At 63.5% G+C, this 16,556-nt stretch carries 14 protein-coding genes; 11 read left to right on the top strand and 3 right to left on the bottom strand.

What is annotated here, in order from left to right; genetic code table 11:
• Positions 1-2 precede the first annotated feature (2 nt).
• The gene (locus tag Q4G32_RS06115; protein WP_303350008.1) at positions 3-785 is read right to left on the bottom strand and encodes an IclR family transcriptional regulator; all 783 of its coding nucleotides are present in this window, start codon (positions 783-785) and stop codon (positions 3-5) included.
• Between the two features lie 112 nt (positions 786-897).
• On the opposite strand from Q4G32_RS06115, the gene leuC reads away from it, so the two are divergent.
• From leuC to Q4G32_RS06085, 6 genes are all read left to right on the top strand, one after another.
• Entirely contained in the window at positions 898-2,361 is a 1,464-nt protein-coding gene (gene leuC, locus Q4G32_RS06110) for a 3-isopropylmalate dehydratase large subunit (RefSeq protein WP_303350006.1), read from the top strand.
• 103 nt (positions 2,362-2,464) lie between these two features.
• The gene (gene leuD, locus Q4G32_RS06105; RefSeq protein ID WP_303350004.1) at positions 2,465-3,064 is read left to right on the top strand and encodes a 3-isopropylmalate dehydratase small subunit; all 600 of its coding nucleotides are present in this window, start codon (positions 2,465-2,467) and stop codon (positions 3,062-3,064) included.
• Positions 3,065-3,310: 246 nt separating this feature from the next.
• A complete protein-coding gene (gene murA / locus Q4G32_RS06100) occupies positions 3,311-4,630 on the top strand; it encodes a UDP-N-acetylglucosamine 1-carboxyvinyltransferase (protein ID WP_303350003.1) in 1,320 nt (439 codons plus the stop codon).
• Between the two features lie 13 nt (positions 4,631-4,643).
• Positions 4,644-5,474, top strand: a complete 831-nt coding sequence (locus Q4G32_RS06095; protein WP_303350002.1) for a lysophospholipid acyltransferase family protein — start codon at positions 4,644-4,646, stop codon at positions 5,472-5,474.
• Positions 5,471-6,625 (top strand): NAD(P)H-dependent glycerol-3-phosphate dehydrogenase, encoded by a 1,155-nt coding sequence (locus Q4G32_RS06090; RefSeq protein WP_303350001.1) that lies wholly within the window; start codon positions 5,471-5,473, stop codon positions 6,623-6,625. The genes Q4G32_RS06095 and Q4G32_RS06090 overlap by 4 nt, the downstream gene beginning before the upstream one ends.
• Positions 6,622-7,779 (top strand): D-alanine--D-alanine ligase family protein, encoded by a 1,158-nt coding sequence (locus Q4G32_RS06085; protein WP_303350000.1) that lies wholly within the window; start codon positions 6,622-6,624, stop codon positions 7,777-7,779. Before Q4G32_RS06090 ends, Q4G32_RS06085 begins: the two co-directional genes overlap by 4 nt.
• Before the next feature lie 16 nt (positions 7,780-7,795).
• Here Q4G32_RS06085 and Q4G32_RS06080 read toward each other — a convergent pair whose 3' ends face one another.
• On the bottom strand, positions 7,796-8,371 hold the full coding sequence (locus Q4G32_RS06080; protein WP_303349998.1) for a DUF3515 family protein: 576 nt from the start codon (positions 8,369-8,371) through the stop codon (positions 7,796-7,798).
• A gap of 72 nt (positions 8,372-8,443) precedes the next feature.
• On the opposite strand from Q4G32_RS06080, the gene thiL reads away from it, so the two are divergent.
• The 5 genes from thiL to Q4G32_RS06055 all read left to right on the top strand — a co-directional run bounded on the left by thiL (position 8,444) and on the right by Q4G32_RS06055 (position 15,227).
• Positions 8,444-9,604 carry a thiamine-phosphate kinase gene (gene thiL, locus Q4G32_RS06075; RefSeq protein ID WP_303349997.1) on the top strand — a complete coding sequence of 387 codons (1,161 nt, stop codon included), beginning with the start codon at positions 8,444-8,446 and terminating at the stop codon, positions 9,602-9,604.
• 10 nt (positions 9,605-9,614) lie between these two features.
• Positions 9,615-10,787 (top strand): DAK2 domain-containing protein, encoded by a 1,173-nt coding sequence (locus Q4G32_RS06070; RefSeq protein ID WP_303349995.1) that lies wholly within the window; start codon positions 9,615-9,617, stop codon positions 10,785-10,787.
• An 83-nt stretch (positions 10,788-10,870) separates the two neighbouring features.
• A complete protein-coding gene (locus Q4G32_RS06065; RefSeq protein ID WP_441327473.1) occupies positions 10,871-13,159 on the top strand; it encodes an ATP-dependent DNA helicase RecG in 2,289 nt (762 codons plus the stop codon).
• Positions 13,159-13,740, top strand: a complete 582-nt coding sequence (gene rsmD / locus Q4G32_RS06060) for a 16S rRNA (guanine(966)-N(2))-methyltransferase RsmD (protein ID WP_303349991.1) — start codon at positions 13,159-13,161, stop codon at positions 13,738-13,740. The genes Q4G32_RS06065 and rsmD overlap by 1 nt, the downstream gene beginning before the upstream one ends.
• 131 nt (positions 13,741-13,871) lie before the next feature.
• On the top strand, positions 13,872-15,227 hold the full coding sequence (locus tag Q4G32_RS06055) for a UDP-glucose dehydrogenase family protein (protein ID WP_303349989.1): 1,356 nt from the start codon (positions 13,872-13,874) through the stop codon (positions 15,225-15,227).
• 12 nt (positions 15,228-15,239) lie between these two features.
• On the opposite strand, the gene Q4G32_RS06050 is transcribed toward Q4G32_RS06055, so the two are convergent.
• Positions 15,240-16,541: an aminotransferase class I/II-fold pyridoxal phosphate-dependent enzyme gene (locus Q4G32_RS06050; RefSeq protein WP_303349987.1), complete on the bottom strand. Its 1,302-nt coding sequence runs from the start codon at positions 16,539-16,541 to the stop codon at positions 15,240-15,242.
• Positions 16,542-16,556: the final 15 nt, after the last annotated feature.

The following is a 16,556-nucleotide window of genomic DNA, read 5'->3' as shown; positions in this document are numbered from 1 at the left end:
CCTTATCCAGCGGGACGAATGGCCTGAGTGAGTTGCCGAGCTGCATGTGCCACGGTTTCAGCATGCTGGCGCCCGGGCTGGCGGGTGAGGCGTTCGATGGGACCGGAGATGGACACAGCGGCAATCACGCGGCCACCGGGGCCGCGGACAGGGGCAGAAACGGAGGCAATGCCTGACTCGCGTTCACCGATCGACTGAGCCCAGCCGCGTCGCCGTACACCGGCCAGCATGGTGGCCGTGAAGCGTGCGGCATGCAAACCTTCCAACAACCGGTCGTGATCCTCCCAAGCGATCAGCACCTGGGCGGCAGAACCTGCTTTCATGGACAGCTGGGTGCCCACGGGGATGGTGTCCCGTAGCCCAATGGGCCGCTCCGAGGACGCCACGCACACCCTCCATTCGCCCTGGCGGCGAAAGATCTGCGCGGACTCCCCGGTGGCATCCCGCAACTGGATCAACACGGGGCCTGCCGCTGCAATCAGCCGGTCCTCTCCGGCGGCGGAGGCCAGTTCCACCAGCCGGGAGCCTAGGACAAAGCGCCCTTGAATATCCCGCCCCAGCAGGCGGTGATGCGCCAAGGCGGAGGCCAACCTGTGCACCGTGGGACGGGAGATGCCGGTGGCGGAGACCAGCTGGGACAGGGAGGCCGGGCCGGCTTCCAGCAGGTCCAGGATCAAAGAGGCCTTGTCGATCACGCCCACACCGCTGGGGGAGAACGAAGAATCGGGATCGCGGGTGCTGCGATCGGCCCGTGAAGCGGCGGGGGAGGTACCCAGAGTGTCCATGTGTTGATACTACTGTCTCAGCATTCGAGAACACAGCGAAAGTGGTGGCGCGCTGCTCACGCAGCGCGGAAGCTAGGATGCAGCGCTGAAAGCAGCCCGTAAAGGACAAGAAATGTTGAACTCGTCAGACCCGTTCGTTGCAGCCACGGATCCCGCCAACGGTCCCAAAACCCTGGCAGAAAAGGTGTGGGATGCCCACCTGGTGCGTAAGGGACAAGACGGTCAACCTGACCTGCTCTACATTGACCTGCACCTGATCCATGAGGTCACCTCCCCCCAAGCCTTTGAAGGACTCCGGCTGGCGGGCCGTCCGCTGCGTCGCGTTGATCTGACCTTGGGCACGGAGGACCACAACACGCCCACCCAAGACATTTTTGCGCGGATTGCGGATGAAACCTCCCGCAAGCAGATTGAAACTCTGCGCACCAATGCCCAGGAGTTCGGGGTGCGTCTCCACTCCCTGGGCGACGACGAACAAGGCATTGTGCACGTGGTGGGACCTCAGCTGGGCGTCACCATGCCCGGTATGACGGTGGTCTGCGGCGACTCTCACACCTCCACCCACGGAGCCTTCGGTGCCCTGGCCTTTGGGATCGGAACCTCCGAGGTGGAGCATGTGATGGCCACCCAGACGCTGCCGCTGGCACCCTTCAAAACCATGTCCATCCGGGTGGATGGGCACCTGCGGCCCGGAGTGTCCTCCAAGGACATCATCTTGGCCGTGATCGCCAAGATCGGCACAGGTGGGGGACAGGGTTACGTGCTCGAATACCGCGGTTCCGCGATTGAGGAACTGTCCATGGAAGCACGAATGACCATCTGCAACATGTCCATCGAGGCCGGTGCCCGGGCGGGCATGATTGCCCCGGACCAGACCACGTTCGATTACGTCCAGGGCCGCCCGCACGCTCCGCAGGGTCAGGACTGGGAGGACGCGGTGGCTTACTGGAAGACGCTGCGCACGGATGACGGCGCCACCTACGACGCCGAGGTGGTCATCAATGCCGATGACCTGGAACCTTTTGTGACCTGGGGGACCAATCCCGGGCAGGGGGTGTCACTGTCTCAGGCGGTTCCGGATCCCGAAGACTTTGGTGAAGACAACGACAAAGCCGCGGCCCAGCGCGCCCTGGATTACATGGACCTGGTGCCCGGGACGCCCATGAAGGAGATTCCCGTGGACGTGGTGTTCCTGGGCTCCTGCACCAATTCCCGGATTGAAGACCTCCGTCTGGCCGCGGAGATCGTCAAGGGCAGGACAAAGGCCCCCAGCGTGACCATGATGGTGGTGCCCGGCTCCCAAAAAGTGCGCCTACAGGCAGAGTCGGAGGGCCTTGACCGCGTGTTCAAGGAGTTCGGTGCGGACTGGCGTTTTGCCGGTTGCTCCATGTGCTTGGGCATGAATCCGGATCAACTGGCCCCGGGGCAACGGTGTGCTTCCACTTCCAACCGAAACTTTGAGGGCCGTCAGGGAAAGGGCGGGCGCACCCACCTGGTGTCCCCGGTGGTGGCTGCCGCCACCGCCGTCCGCGGAACCTTGGCGGCACCATCCGATCTGGACCCGGTGGCGGTCTGAGGGGCCGCCGCAGGCCCTCCTCAGTACACGCCGGCCACTTGGTCGCTTGATCGCATCCAGTCACTTTCACGCGGGCACCTGTTCGCACACCCCAGGAGTCACCATGGAAAAGTTCACCACCCACACCGGGATTGCCGCGCCGCTGCGCCAGTCCAACGTGGACACCGACCAAATCATCCCGGCCGTTTACCTCAAACGCATCACCAAAACGGGGTTCGACGACGCACTGTTTGCCTCCTGGCGCAAGAACAATGACTTTGTGCTCAACCAGGAGCCGTATCGCCATGCCACGGTTCTGGTGGCCGGGCCCGATTTTGGAACGGGCTCTTCCCGCGAACACGCCGTGTGGGCACTGCGTGACTACGGCTTCAAAGTGGTGATCTCCTCCCGTTTCGCGGACATCTTCCGCGGGAACTCCGGCAAGCAAGGTTTGCTGGCCGCGCAGGTGGAGCAGTCCGACGTCGAACTGATCTGGAAGCAGATCGAGCAAGACCCTGGCACCCAGGTGACGGTTGACCTGCAGGCTCGCACGGTGACCGTGGGATCGCTCACGGTCCCTTTCCAGATTGATGACTACACGCGGTGGCGTTTGACTGAAGGTCTGGACGACATTGGCCTGACCTTGCAGCACGAGGCGGACATTGCCGCGTATGAGGCCACCAGGCCCGCGTGGCTGCCCACCACCATTCCGGCGCGGACCTGAAGCCCCGAACCTGCACGGCCGCAAACGGTGACGCGCGCGGCGTCAGGAATCCCTCATGAATGCCCCATAGGATGGGCCAGTGCTGATCCAGGGGCAGGGATTGGCGCTGTCCGAAGCACTATGTAGCCAAGAACGAGCCGGATGCAGCCAGAACAAACCGTGTCCAGCAGCATGAGACCGTGTACTGCGGCATCAGACATCAGGGGCACAAGACATAGTGGGGCCTCAACTACAGATCGGGAGACCATGACCAGCGCACTGCAGATCACCGGCGGCGTTCCCCTGGAAGGCACCATTGAGGTGCGCGGGGCCAAGAACTTTGTTCCCAAAGCCATGGTTGCAGCGCTACTGGGCTCTACCCCCTCCGTGCTGCACAACGTGCCGGAAATCAAGGACGTCCAGGTGGTCACCGATCTGGTGGCTCTGCACGGTGTGGACGTGGTGAACGACGGCAAGGGTGCACTGACCCTGGATCCCACCAACGTCACCAAGGCGCGGCATTCGGACATTGATGCCCACGCCGGTGATTCACGAATCCCCATCCTGCTGTGCGGTCCCCTGTTGCACACCCTGGGGGAGGCTTTCATCCCCGACTTGGGCGGTTGCAAAATTGGTGACCGTCCCATCAACTACCACCTTGATGTGCTGCGCAATTTTGGCGCCAAGGTGGAAAAGTTGGACTCCGGGATCAAGATGTCCGCGCCCAAGGGCTTGCACGGAGCCAAAGTGGATCTCCCGTATCCGTCCGTGGGTGCCACCGAGCAGGTGTTGCTCTCCGCCACGCGGGCCCGTGGCCGGACCGAACTGCGCGGTGCAGCCACGGAACCGGAGATCATGAACTTGATTGCCGTCCTGCAGAAAATGGGCGCGATCATCACGGTGCAAACTGACCGCGTGATCCACATTGAAGGTGTGGAGGAGCTTCAGGGCTACAACCATCGCGCCATGTGTGACCGCATTGAAGCGGCCTCCTGGGGATCGGCAGCCCTGGTGACTGGCGGCTCCATCTTTGTGGAGGGTGCCACGCAGTCGGACATGATGACTTTCCTGAATGTCTTTCGCAAAACCGGCGGCAAACTGGACATCCGGGACAACGGCATCCAGTTCAGTCACCCGGGGGGTTCCCTGAACCCGCTGGTGGTGGAAACGGATGTTCACCCCGGCTTCATGACCGACTGGCAGCAGCCGTTGGTGGTGGCCCTGACCCAAGCCGATGGCGTCTCCATAGTCCATGAAACCGTGTACGAAAACCGCTTTGGATTCACCCATGCACTCAACGGCATGGGGGCCAACATTCAACTGCACCGGGACTGCCTGGGCTCCACCCCGTGCCGGTTTGGGCAGTCCAACTTTGTGCACTCGGCCATCATCTCCGGGCGGATGCCCTTGAAAGCCCAGGACATTCACGTCCCGGATCTGCGCGGAGGCTTCTCCCACCTGATCGCAGCACTCGGTGCTCAGGGACAGTCCAAGGTCACCGGGGTGGAGCTGATTCAGCGCGGGTATGAGCGCTTCACCAGCAAGCTGGAGACGTTGGGCGCGAACTTCGACGTCGTTGATGCCTGACAGGCGCGGCACGGTGAGGTCACAGACAAGCTCCGGGCCGGAAGTTGGCCGCGGTGGCAAGCGGCGGCTGCGGAGGGATCAGGTGGACATCACCCGGCTGGTTCGGCTGGTGGCCACGGTGGTGATCCCCACCTATCGGCTGCTGGGCAAGCCCGTGTACCAAGGGCTGGAGAACCTTCCCCGCACCGGAGCGTTTGTGGTGACCCCCAATCACACCTCCGAACTGGACCCCATGACCGTGGCCATGCCGCTGTATGAATTCGGGGTCAACCCCACCTTCTTGGCCAAGGATTCCCTGTTCAAGATTCCCGTGTTGGGGACCATTCTGCGCCGGACCGCGCAGGTTCCGGTGCACCGGGGGACAGCGGACTCCGTGAAGGCCCTGGCCGCAGCACAAGAGCACCTGGCCTCCGGCGGCTCAGTCATCATTTATCCGGAAGGCACGCTGACCCGCGATCCCGAGCAGTGGCCCATGCACGGATTCCCCGGGGCCGCCAGGCTGGCACTGGCCATGAATCTGCCCGTGATTCCCGTGGCGCACTGGGGCGATGAACAGATTTTGGGCCGTGGGCCTGATCCCAAGCGCAAGCGTTGGTTCCGCCCCTTGCCACGCAAGACCGTGAGAGTGGCCTTTGGGCCCGCCGTCGATCTCTCAGCCTGGGCCGTGGACACCGACGACGTGGCGGGGCTGAGTGCTCAGCAGTGGCTCAGCGCCGTGCCGCACGGCAAGACTGTGGCGGCCACCCATGCGATCATGAATGACATCACAGGATTGCTGGCCGAATTGCGCGGGGAGCAGCCACCCGCCGGACGTTGGGATCGACGACGAGCGGAACGCAGATGAGTGCACACACCACGGAAACCCAGGATCGGGAGTTGCCGCGCACGCTGCCGGACCACAAGTCATTCACGTTCCGCAAGGCAGCCGTGCTGGGGGCAGGTTCCTGGGGTACCACCTTTGCCAAGGTGCTGGTGGACGCCAGTTTGAGCGAACCGGTGCAACCGGGTGGAGAACCCGCCTTGGAGGTGCACCTCTGGGGTCGTGACTCGGAAGCCATGACCCGCATGGCTCGTACGCGGGTGAATCAGCGTTATGTCCCGGGACTGCACCTACCGGATCCACTGCGGATCACGGACGACCTGAGCTCGGCTCTGGACGGCGCTGACTTGGTGGTGCTGGCACTGCCGGCTCAGGTACTGCGCAGCCAACTACCCGCTGTTGCTGAGCACTTGGAGTCCACAGCAGCTTTGGTCTCCCTGGCCAAAGGTCTGGAACAAGGTACGGGCCTGCGCATGACCCAAGTGGTGGCCCAAGTCCTGGGTGAGGTCCGGTCACCGGCTGCGGGCGGCCATGATGAACACGGGTGGGCTCAGCAAACATGTGTGCTCTCCGGGCCCAATCTGGCCATGGAGATTGCTGATGAACAGCCCACCGCATCTGTGGTGGCCGCCGCTGATCCCAACTTGGCAGCGGCGGTGGCCAAGGCCTGTGCGGCCCCGTATTTCCGGCCCTACACCAATACAGATGTGGTGGGCACAGAGATTGCCGGATTGACCAAGAACGTGATTGCCGTGTGTGTGGGAATCTGTGAAGGGCGGCACTACGGGGACAATTCCAAGGCCTCCATCATCACGCGAGGTCTGGCGGAATCCACCCGGTTGGCGCTGGCACTGGGCGGCAAACCTGAAACCATGTCCGGTCTGGCTGGAATTGGTGACCTGGTGGCCACCTGCTCGTCTCCATTGTCCAGGAACCACACGGCCGGGAGACTGTTCGGGCAAGGCAAGACCCTGGAGCAGATCCGCCAGGAAATGACCCAAACGGCTGAAGGTCTCAAATCGGCCCCGGCGGTTCTGGCGTTGGCCAGGGACAGGGGAGTGGACATGCCGATCACCCAGGCTGTGGTGGCTATCCTGGAAGGTCGGATCACCGTAGAGAATTTGGCGCCGCTGCTCCTGGGCCGGCAACTGAAATCGGAGGCAACCCCAGCATGAACTCCCCGGACACCGCCCCAACAGCACAGCACACCAAACCGTGTGTAGCCGTACTTTTTGGCGGAATCTCCTCTGAGCACAGCATCTCCCTGATCACCGCGCGCGGTGTCCTGGGTGCGATCAACCGGGACACCTGGGATGTTGTGACGGTGGGCATTGCCCGCACCGGTGAGTGGTTCCTTTACTCCCAGGAGGAACTTGAAGCGCTCCTGGATGCCGAGCCGATCACCGAACTGCCTGTTGGCGATCAACGCGTTTCCCTGCCGCTGGGGCACAACGACACTGAATTGCTGGTCCGGGATGTGTCCGCCGCAACACCGCAGGTTTCGCGGGGGCGCCACGTGGATGTTGTGCTGCCGTTGTTGCACGGGCCGTACGGTGAAGATGGCACCTTGCAGGGTTTTCTGGAACTGGCCAGCGTGCCCTACGTGGGCTGTGGGGTGACCGCCTCTGCTGTGGGTATGGACAAGCACTTCATGAAGATGGCTTTTGAATCTGCCGGACTGGAGGTGGGCCCTTACGTGGTGCTGCGTGACCGTGCGTGGCGCAGTGACCCGGAAGCTGCCCTGGATGCCGTGGCGCCGCTGGGCGGGCCGGTATTCGTCAAACCGGCACGCGCCGGTTCGTCATTTGGCATCACGCGGGTGGAGGACCCCACTGATCGGGAGGCACTGCGAGCAGCCATTGAGGAAGCACACCGCTTTGACCTCAAGGTGGTGGTGGAGGCGGGTATTGAAGGCCGCGAAATCGAGTGTGCGGTTCTGGAAGGCCACGGCACCCAGGCCCCCAGAACCTCTCTGCCGGGAGAGATTCAGGTGGTTGATGACCACGACTTCTACGATTTTGAGGCCAAGTACGTCTCGGAAGCCTCCGCTGAGTTGAGTTGCCCGGCGGATGTTCCCCAGGACGTGATTGCCACCATCCGCGAGCGTGCCGCCCAAGCCTTTGACGCCATTGAGGGTGAAGGGCTGTGCCGGGCTGACTTTTTTGTGACCCCGGACGGGCGGGTGATCATCAACGAGGTCAACACCATGCCCGGTTTCACGCCCATTTCCATGTATCCCAGGATGTGGGCGGCTTCCGGATTGGACTATTCGGCACTGTTGGACGAACTGATCACCCTGGCCTTGGAACGGCCCATTGGCTTGCGCTGAGAGCGCGGTCAGCCGCTCAGGCACCGTCCAGAGTTTCCTCCACGGACAGGCATTCGCGGTCCTGATCCACCGTTGACACCGCACTGACCAAGTCAATGAGGGCGGTGGAGGACGGCACCACCGTGGTGTCAAAGGTGACTTCAAAGGCTGGATCGCGCCCGTAGGTGGTGGCCTGCCATTGATTGGGTTCATCGGTTTCCCGAATGATCCAATCCACCCCATTCACCCGACTGCACATCTCCGTGGTGGGCTGCGGTGGCGTCACTCCGCACCGCACCACCAGAGCCGCCGGCTCCCCGTAGGCCGTGGTGCCCTGGCTGGTGGTTTGGCGCTGATCCTGCTCCGAAATGGACTCCGGCATGGCCATCATGGCTGGCGCGCAATCAGGATTGGCGGCATCTTCTGCAGCATCCACGGAAACCGGTCCCGCACCGCACGCCGTGAGCAGCATCCCGGAGAGCACCACGACGACGCCGAACCCCACCCTCCGGTGTTGCCCTCCCCGGCGCTGTGGTGAGTCCGTGTGGCCACCGGTTGATGGGTGTCGACCAGAAAGCCGGGCACGCTGAAGAAGCGGTTTGTCTGCAGGCATGAGCTCAGTCTAGGCGGTATCCAGCGCGGTCGGATTGACTGTGCTGTCCGAGCGCTGGGCTACCGTGAGGGCGTGACGGAGAATCTGACGGTGGCAGCGTTGAGTGAGGCGCAGTTGATAGCGCGCTTTGCCCCCTTGCTCAATGCTGGCTGGCCAGAAACGGACGGTGACTGGGCAGAACCAGATGGCGGCGGGGCAGAATCGGGTGGCCCCTATCAGATCCTTGGCCCAGGCGATGATTGTGCGGTGGTGGCCGCCCCGGACCGGCGATTCGTGATCTCCACGGACACCCAGGTTGAGGGCCAGGATTTTGAACTGCAGTGGCCCAGCGGTTTTCGCTCCTCAGGGCTGGACACCGGGCACAAATGTGCCACCCAGAACCTGGCGGACGCTGCGGCCATGGGTGCGGTGCCATCCTCCTTGGTGGTGTCCTTGACCTTGCCCAGCACCACCCCGGTGCAGTGGGTGGAGGACTTTGCCCGGGGCCTTCGGGCAGGCATGGTGGCCTGCGGTGCGGACCGCTGCCGAGTGGTGGGGGGTGACCTGGGCGCTGGTCGGGAGATTTCGGTGACTGCCACCGTGACGGGTGACCTTCAGGGGCGGGCACCGGTGCGGCGTAACGGCGCCCAACCCGGCGACGTCGTTGTGCTGGCAGGTACCGTGGGGCGCGCTGCGGCGGGGCTGGAGATCTTGCGGGAAAGCGCATACCGGCCCGGAGACAACGCGGCTGTGGACGCCCTGGTTCAATCGCAGCTGCGGCCGGTGACACCGGTGCAACTGGGAGCTGAGCTGGCGCGCTGCGGGGCCACGAGCATGATTGACGTCTCAGATGGGCTGGTGCGGGATGCGAGCCGGGTGGCACGGGCCTCCGGTGTGGAGATGGTCCTGGACCCCCATGCCCTGGAGGCACTGGCGCGGGAGTTGCAACCTGCGGCGCGGTTGACGGGGCGTGATCCGCTGTACTGGGTACTCAACGGCGGAGAAGATCACGGATTGTTATCCACAGTGCCCCCGCATCATCAGCTACCTGACGGGGTACGTCCGTTAGGCTCGGTGCGGGCTGCAGCCAAGGGCTGGCCCACGGCATCGGCCGCACCCACGGCGGCAGCATCAGAACCGGGGTCAGCAGCGGCCCAACAGCCGGTGTGGGTGGCCAACACACCAGTGAGTCAGCTCCCTGAAGGAGTCAGGGGGCAGGGATGGGACCATTTTGAATCAGAGGACGGCTTCTAGCACATCGGCCGTGCAGCGATGGCTGGAGATGGCAGCTGGTGATCTGCGGGACCACACGGAGATTCTCAACGCCCTCAATGTATTTCCGGTGGCAGATGCGGACACCGGGAGCAATTTGGCGGCCACCGTGGAAACTGCCGCACTGGCCACGGAGATGCTGGAAACCCCCGATCTGAGTGAACTGGTCACCCTGGCCGGACAAGCAGCGTTGGAAGAAGCCCGCGGAAATTCGGGCACCCTTTTTGCAGTGTTCCTGACGGCCATGGGAGATGGCCTGCAATCGGCAGAGCGGCTCCATGCGGAGGCTCTTGTCAGCGGGCTCAGCGCTGGATCTGTACGGGCCTGGTCCGTCCTGACCGATCCCGTACCGGGAACCATGCTTTCCGTGCTGGCCGCTGCAGCAGCGGTACCCGTACCGGACCACGGTGAACCCGGGTCCAAACAGCAACTCACCCGGTACCTGCGCACCATGGTTGCTGCGGCCAAAGACGCCGTGGTGGCCTCCACCCAAGAACTGGAAGTCCTGCGCGGAACCCGAAAAGTGGATGCCGGGGCGCTGGGTCTGCTGATCATCCTGGACGCGTTGCGCCGAGCTCTTGTGGGGCACAATCCCACCGGCCCCGAACTGTGGGGTGGTGCGGAGCAATCTCAGGCGACTGGCGCTGGGACAGCGGAGAGCAATACCTCCCAGGCCGGGACCACGGTCCCAGACGGTGCCGCCCAGGTCAGGGAGGATGCTGTCCAGAGCGCAGAGGATGCTACTCAGACAACAGGTGAGTCAGGCCAGGACACTTACGACTCAGAAGATTTTGAGCCTGTGGGTCAGGTGTTGACCCTGATCGGCTATGACCTGTACCCGCCGGTGGAAGATGCCGACGCCGCTGCCATGGATGCTCTGAAAGCTGCCACCACGGGCGTTGAGGTCATGGCCACCATGGACATGAGTGCCCTGGCGGCTGCCACCATTCGGCATGAACTGGATGAGACCGGAAACAGCGTGATTGTCTCCGCGGTGTCTGAAATTGATGAGCAGACGTGGCGATGGCGTGTTCATGTCCACGTCCCGGAACAGCAGATGGCCCTGGAAATCCTGCGGCGCCACGGTTCCCCACGCAACATCACGGTGACCGGCCTGGGTAACCCTGCGACTGGTCCGGGTAACACTGCGGCTGGCCTGGATTGAGTGTGAGTACCCCCGGACATCCCCGCCGTGGTGATCTTGACCGGGCGCTGGCGGAAATTCTCAGCTCCACCCAGGCGCGCATCATGGGGGACAGTCTGAACCTGCATACTTTTGGGGACCTTCTGGACCACGTACCCAGGCGTCTGGTGCAGCGGGGAGAGCTGAGTTCCTTTGCCGAGCTTGAACTGGACACGCACGCCACCCTGGTGGCAGAGGTGGTGTCCGTGAACACCCGGCGGATGCGCAACCGCAAAGGCTCCATCACGGAGGTGGTGATCACGGATCGCTCCCACCACAACGATCACGCGGTGCTCACCGAGGCCGGTGATGACAGCATGACGCTCAGCTTTTTCAATGCTTATACCGCCGCCCGTGAGCTCTCCAGCGGCAGTCATGCGCTCTTCAGCGGCAAAGTGGGTCTCTACAAAGGTCATCGGACCATGACCAATCCGCATTACGCCCCGCTGGACACCGAAGATGAAATCGGCTCCCTGGAAGTTCTGGCGGATGCAGGCAGCCCCATTGCCGTCTACCCCGCCACCGCCAGGCTCACCAGTGACCGCATTGCGGCGGCCGTCAAACAGGTTCTTCACGCCACTGACTGGTCCACCGTCCCGGATCCCCTCCCCGCCGGTGTGGCTGATCGCCACGGCTACCCGGAGCTTGCCACGGCCTACCGGCATCTACACCGGCCACCGGATGAGCGCAGTTGGTATCGAGCCAAAGCCCGCTTCCGGCACACAGAGGCTTTGATGCTGCAAACGGCTCTGGTGCGGCGTCGTCGTGCAGTGAATCTGCGGCCGGCCGCACCCTTACCGGGAGTTGAACACGGCATCCGGCAGCGATTCGATGCCCAGCTTCCGTTTGAACTGACCCCCGCGCAGCGTGCCGTGGGGGAGCAACTGTCCCGGGATTTGGGCCGCGAGCACCCCATGAATCGCTTGCTGCAAGGAGATGTGGGAGCCGGTAAAACTGTGGTGGCATTGCGGGCCATGCTGCAGGCCGTTGACTCCGGGGCGCAGGCGGTGTTGCTGGCCCCCACAGAGGTCTTGGCCGCCCAGCACTACGCCTCCGTTCAGGCTGCCATGGGGCCGCTGGCCCAGGCCGGAACACTGGGCGGTGATGCAGATGGCACCCGGGCAGTACTGCTGACTGGCTCCATGCCGCAGGCAGCCCGCAAGAAGGCAATGCTGGAAATCACCACGGGGGAGGCCGGGTTGGTGATCGGTACGCACGCCCTCCTGTCCGAAAAGGTGCAGTTCTTCAACCTGGGGCTGGTGGTGGTGGATGAACAGCACCGTTTTGGTGTGGAGCAGCGTGACCGTCTGCGTGATTCCGGCCAGATGGCACCACACCTTCTGGTCATGACCGCAACACCCATTCCGCGCACAGTGGCCATGACCGTATTCGGTGATCTGGATGTCTCCGTGCTGGAGGGATTGCCCGGCGGACGCCAGCCCATCAGCACGCACGTGGTGGGGCTGTCCGAACACCCCCGCTGGGAGCAACGAATTTTTCAGCGAGCCAGGGAGGAGATAGCGGCGGGCCGTCAGGTCTATTTTGTGGCCCCAAAAATTGGCGACGACGCCCCTGTCCCACCCATGTCCCTGGCCGAATCCGTCCAGGTTCTGGCCGCCGCTCCCATGCTGCGCGCGCAACGTGAATCAGCCAAGAAAAAAGCCACGCGAACCACACGCGGCGGGGACAATCCACCTTCCGATGCGTTGCGGGAACCGGCCGGCCTGGAACCGGGTGAGGGCATGGTGTCCACGCGGTGGCTGGAAGAGTTGGTGGCCGACTCCCCAGAACTGAGCGGCATCCGTGCCGCCGTGCTGCACGGACGTTTGGATGCCCAGGAAAAAACACAGACCATGGAGGAGTTTGCCGCCGGGGAGATTGACCTCTTGGTGTGCACCACCGTGGTGGAAGTGGGCGTGGATGTTCCCAACGCCACCTTCATGGTGGTTTTTGATGCCGATCGGTTCGGGATCTCCCAACTTCACCAGCTGCGCGGACGCATTGGCCGCGGTGAACACGCCAGTACGTGCCTGCTGGTGACCCGCAGGGAACCGGGGCACCCGTCACGGGAACGGATCGACGCCGTTGCTGCCACCACTGACGGTTTTGAACTGGCTCAGGCGGACCTGAACCTGCGGCGTGAAGGCGATATTTTGGGTGATGCCCAGTCCGGTGGGCGCAGCACCTTGCGGCTGTTGCGGGCCTTGGATGACATCAAAGTCATTGAAAGCGCTCGCCGGGAGGCCATGGAGATCCTGGACGTGGACCCCACGCTGGAGCGGCACTGGGGGCTGGCTCTGGCCATTGAGGCTTACCTGGATGAGAACACCGAAAAATACCTGGAGCGTGGTTGATGAGCAGGATCATTGCCGGGGCAGCGGGGGGACTGCGGTTGCATTCCGTGCCGGGAACCGGGACCAGGCCCACCACGGATCGGGTCAAGGAATCCCTGTTCTCCCGTCTGGAGGCTTGGGGGATGCTCCGCCAAGCACGTGTGTTGGACCTGTACGCCGGTTCAGGGGCCTTGGGCTGTGAAGCTGCCAGCCGCGGTGCGGATTCCGTGGACCTGGTGGAACGGGATCGGAAGGCCTTGGCCGTGGCTCACGCCAATGCGGAGGTGGTCAATCGGGCGTTGGGAGAAACCATCGCAGTTGCCCACAGAGGCAGTGTCTTGAGTTTTTTGACGGCGCACACCGGCCCGTGGGACTTGGTTTTGGCCGATCCTCCCTACCCTCTGACGGAGGAACAGGTCACCGAGTTCTTGGCACCCTTGCCCGGCCGGCTGGGCCCCGGTGCGGTGGTTGTGGTGGAACGTTCAGCACGCTCCCCGGAACCTGCCTGGCCCACCGGGCTGCGGCGGTTGGAATCCTCCAAGCACGGGGAAACCGCACTGTGGTTCGCGGAGGAATGCTCCGCACGCTCTCTGGAGAGCTGATCCCACGCAGCGTCGTGGCCTTTTCATCCGGGGTTCATCTGGGCGGGGCACTGTTGTCACCGACCCGCGGCCGGTAGGCGAATCGGACCGCACCACGGAGCAGGCCCGCAGCGGGCCAGGAGGATCACCGCATGAAGATCACGGTTCTGGGCACGGGCTATCTGGGGGCAACTCACGCGGCCTCCATGGCGGAAATGGGCTTTGAGGTCCTGGGCCTGGACGTTGACCCCGCCAAGGTGGAGGCGCTGTCCGCCGGGGTGTTGCCCTTTCACGAACCAGGCTTGGGCCAACTTCTGAAAAAGCACGTGACCTCCGGCCGATTGCGCTTCACCTCTGACTACGCAGAAGCCGGTGCTTTCGGGGACGTGCACTTTGTGGGTGTGGGTACCCCGCAGCGCCCCGGTTCTTACGCCGCAGACATGAGCTACGTGGACTCCGCCGTGGCTTCCATTGCCCGGCACTCCCAGCGCGATGCTGTGATTGTGGGAAAGTCCACCGTCCCGGTGGGTTCTGCTCGCAGGCTGCGGGCCCTGGTCCGGGAGAACGCACCGGATGGTGTGGTGGTTGACCTGGTCTGGAATCCGGAATTTCTGCGGGAGGGCCACGGGGTGGAGGACACCTTGCGTCCGGACCGGATGGTCCTGGGGCTGCCCGGTTACGGAGGGCAACACGACGACGCCGATCAGCTCACGGACCAGCGCTTGGAAGCCGTCATGCGGGAGGTGTACGCCCAGCAGCTGGAAGCCGAGATTCCGCTGATCATCACCGACTATGAGACCGCTGAGCTGGTCAAGGTGGCGGCGAATGCCTTTTTGGCCACCAAAATCAGTTTCATCAACTCCCTGTCTGAGCTCACCGAGGCTGTCGGGGGCGACATCCGCACTCTGGCCGACGCCATTGGCATGGACGAGCGCATCGGCCGCAAATTCCTCAACGCCGGGGTGGGGTTTGGCGGTGGCTGCCTGCCCAAGGACATCCGCGCCTTGCGGGCGCGTGCTTCCGAGCTCGGTCTGGATCAGTCCGTGCGTTTCCTGGTGGAAATTGACGACATCAACACTCGCCGCCGCGATCACACGGTGGGCATGGTCACGGACATGCTGGGCGGTTCTGTCATGGGCCGTCAGGTGGCCGTTCTGGGGGCGGCTTTCAAACCGGAGTCCGACGACGTCCGCGACTCACCCGCGCTGGACATTGCGGCGCGGTTGCATTCAATCGGTGCGGATGTGCACGTTTATGATCCCCAGGCCAACCGGAACGCGGCTGAGCGCTACCCTCGGGTGGACTACGTGGACTCCCTACCCCAAGCCGTGGCTCGCGCGGAAGTGGTCCTGCTGCTCACGGAATGGCAGGAGTTCCGCACCATGACTCCCGACCAGTTGAGTCCCTTGGTGAAGGCCAAACAGATCTTGGACGGCCGCAATGTCTTGGACCCGCAGGTGTGGGAAGGGGCAGGCTGGACCTATCGGGCGTTGGGCCGCAAGGGTTGACACCCCGCGATTTCAGACCAGGTGCCGCTCAAGCCGCTGCATGGCAGCCTCCAGCGTGTCCGTTTGCTTGCACGCGGCCACGCGCATCCAACCGTCGTACAGCTCGCCATGGGCAGCCGAAGCGAAAGCTGCCACCGGTAGAAGTGCCACACCGGCCTGTTCAATGAGTGCGGTGGAGAGCCCCGGGCTGTCCGTGACGCCCAGGCGTTCGTACAACGGCCGGAAGTCCGCCACCACGTAATAGGAGCCGGACGGAGTGGCCACGTTCAGTCCCAGAGCACGTAAGTGGTTGACCACCAGATGTGATCGCTGTCCCTGCTGTTCTGCCAGTGCGCCGGCCCAGGCCGGGTCCTGCAAGCCGGTGGCCACGGCATCCTGTAACGGTGCTGCGGGGGAGTGCGTCAGGTACGTTTTCACCGCTCGGACCCCGGTGATCAGCTCAGCCGGGCCTGTGACCCAGCCGATCCGCCACCCTGTGGCGCGCAGCGTCTTGGAGGCTGAAGAGACCACGAGCGTTCGTTCGGTGATTTCCGTGATCAGGCGCGCTCTGTCTGTTTCGGACATCTGATGGCCGCTGCCGGTCAGTAAAATCGAACGGTCCTTCGCAGCCGCAAGGGAGGTGTGGCTGCCGTCAAAACGTAGATGTTCGTACACCTCATCGGTGATGATCACTGCATCATGGGCAATGGCCTGCTGGGCTATCAACAACGCGGTGTCCGGGTCCAGGACGGTGCCCGTGGGATTGTGCGGATCATTGAGCACCACCGCGGCGGTGCGCGGCCCAAAGGCTGCACGAATGTCCTCGGCCTGCGGGCGGAAGGCTGGGGGCCGCAGCGGAATGGTGCGCAGATTGGCGCCCACAAAGGAGACCACGGCTGCGTAGAGATCGTAATAAGGCTCCAGGACCACCACGTCTTGGCCCGGGGACACCGTGGACAGCAAAGCTGCCGTGAGGCCTTCGGCAGCGCCCACCGTGATCAGAACCTCAGTGTCCGGGTCCAGGGCGCGTCCCTGAGTCCTGGCCTGCTGAGCGGCCACCGTCTGGCGCAACGCAAGGGAACCCACGGCAGGGGTGTACTGATTCTTCCCCGATCCAATGGCTGCGGCCGCGGCTTCCAGCATGACCTGCGGGCCGTCCTCATCCGGAAAGCCCTGTCCCAAATTGATTGCACCGTGGCGGGCAGCCTGGGCAGAGGTTTCATCAAAGATGGTGGATCGAAACCGCCCCTGGGCGTCCAGCAAGCCGCCTCCGGTAGCCATGGCGCGCCACGGGAGAAGGCGTTGGGGTGCTCGATCATCCATGCAGTCACTCATGCCTTCGAGTTTAGA

This window comes from Kocuria sp., from assembly GCF_030538595.1.
In the GTDB taxonomy this organism is placed as follows: domain Bacteria; phylum Actinomycetota; class Actinomycetes; order Actinomycetales; family Micrococcaceae; genus Kocuria.
The sequence above is the reverse complement of the archived record's forward strand: the minus strand, read 5'-3'. Positions and strand labels throughout refer to the sequence as shown.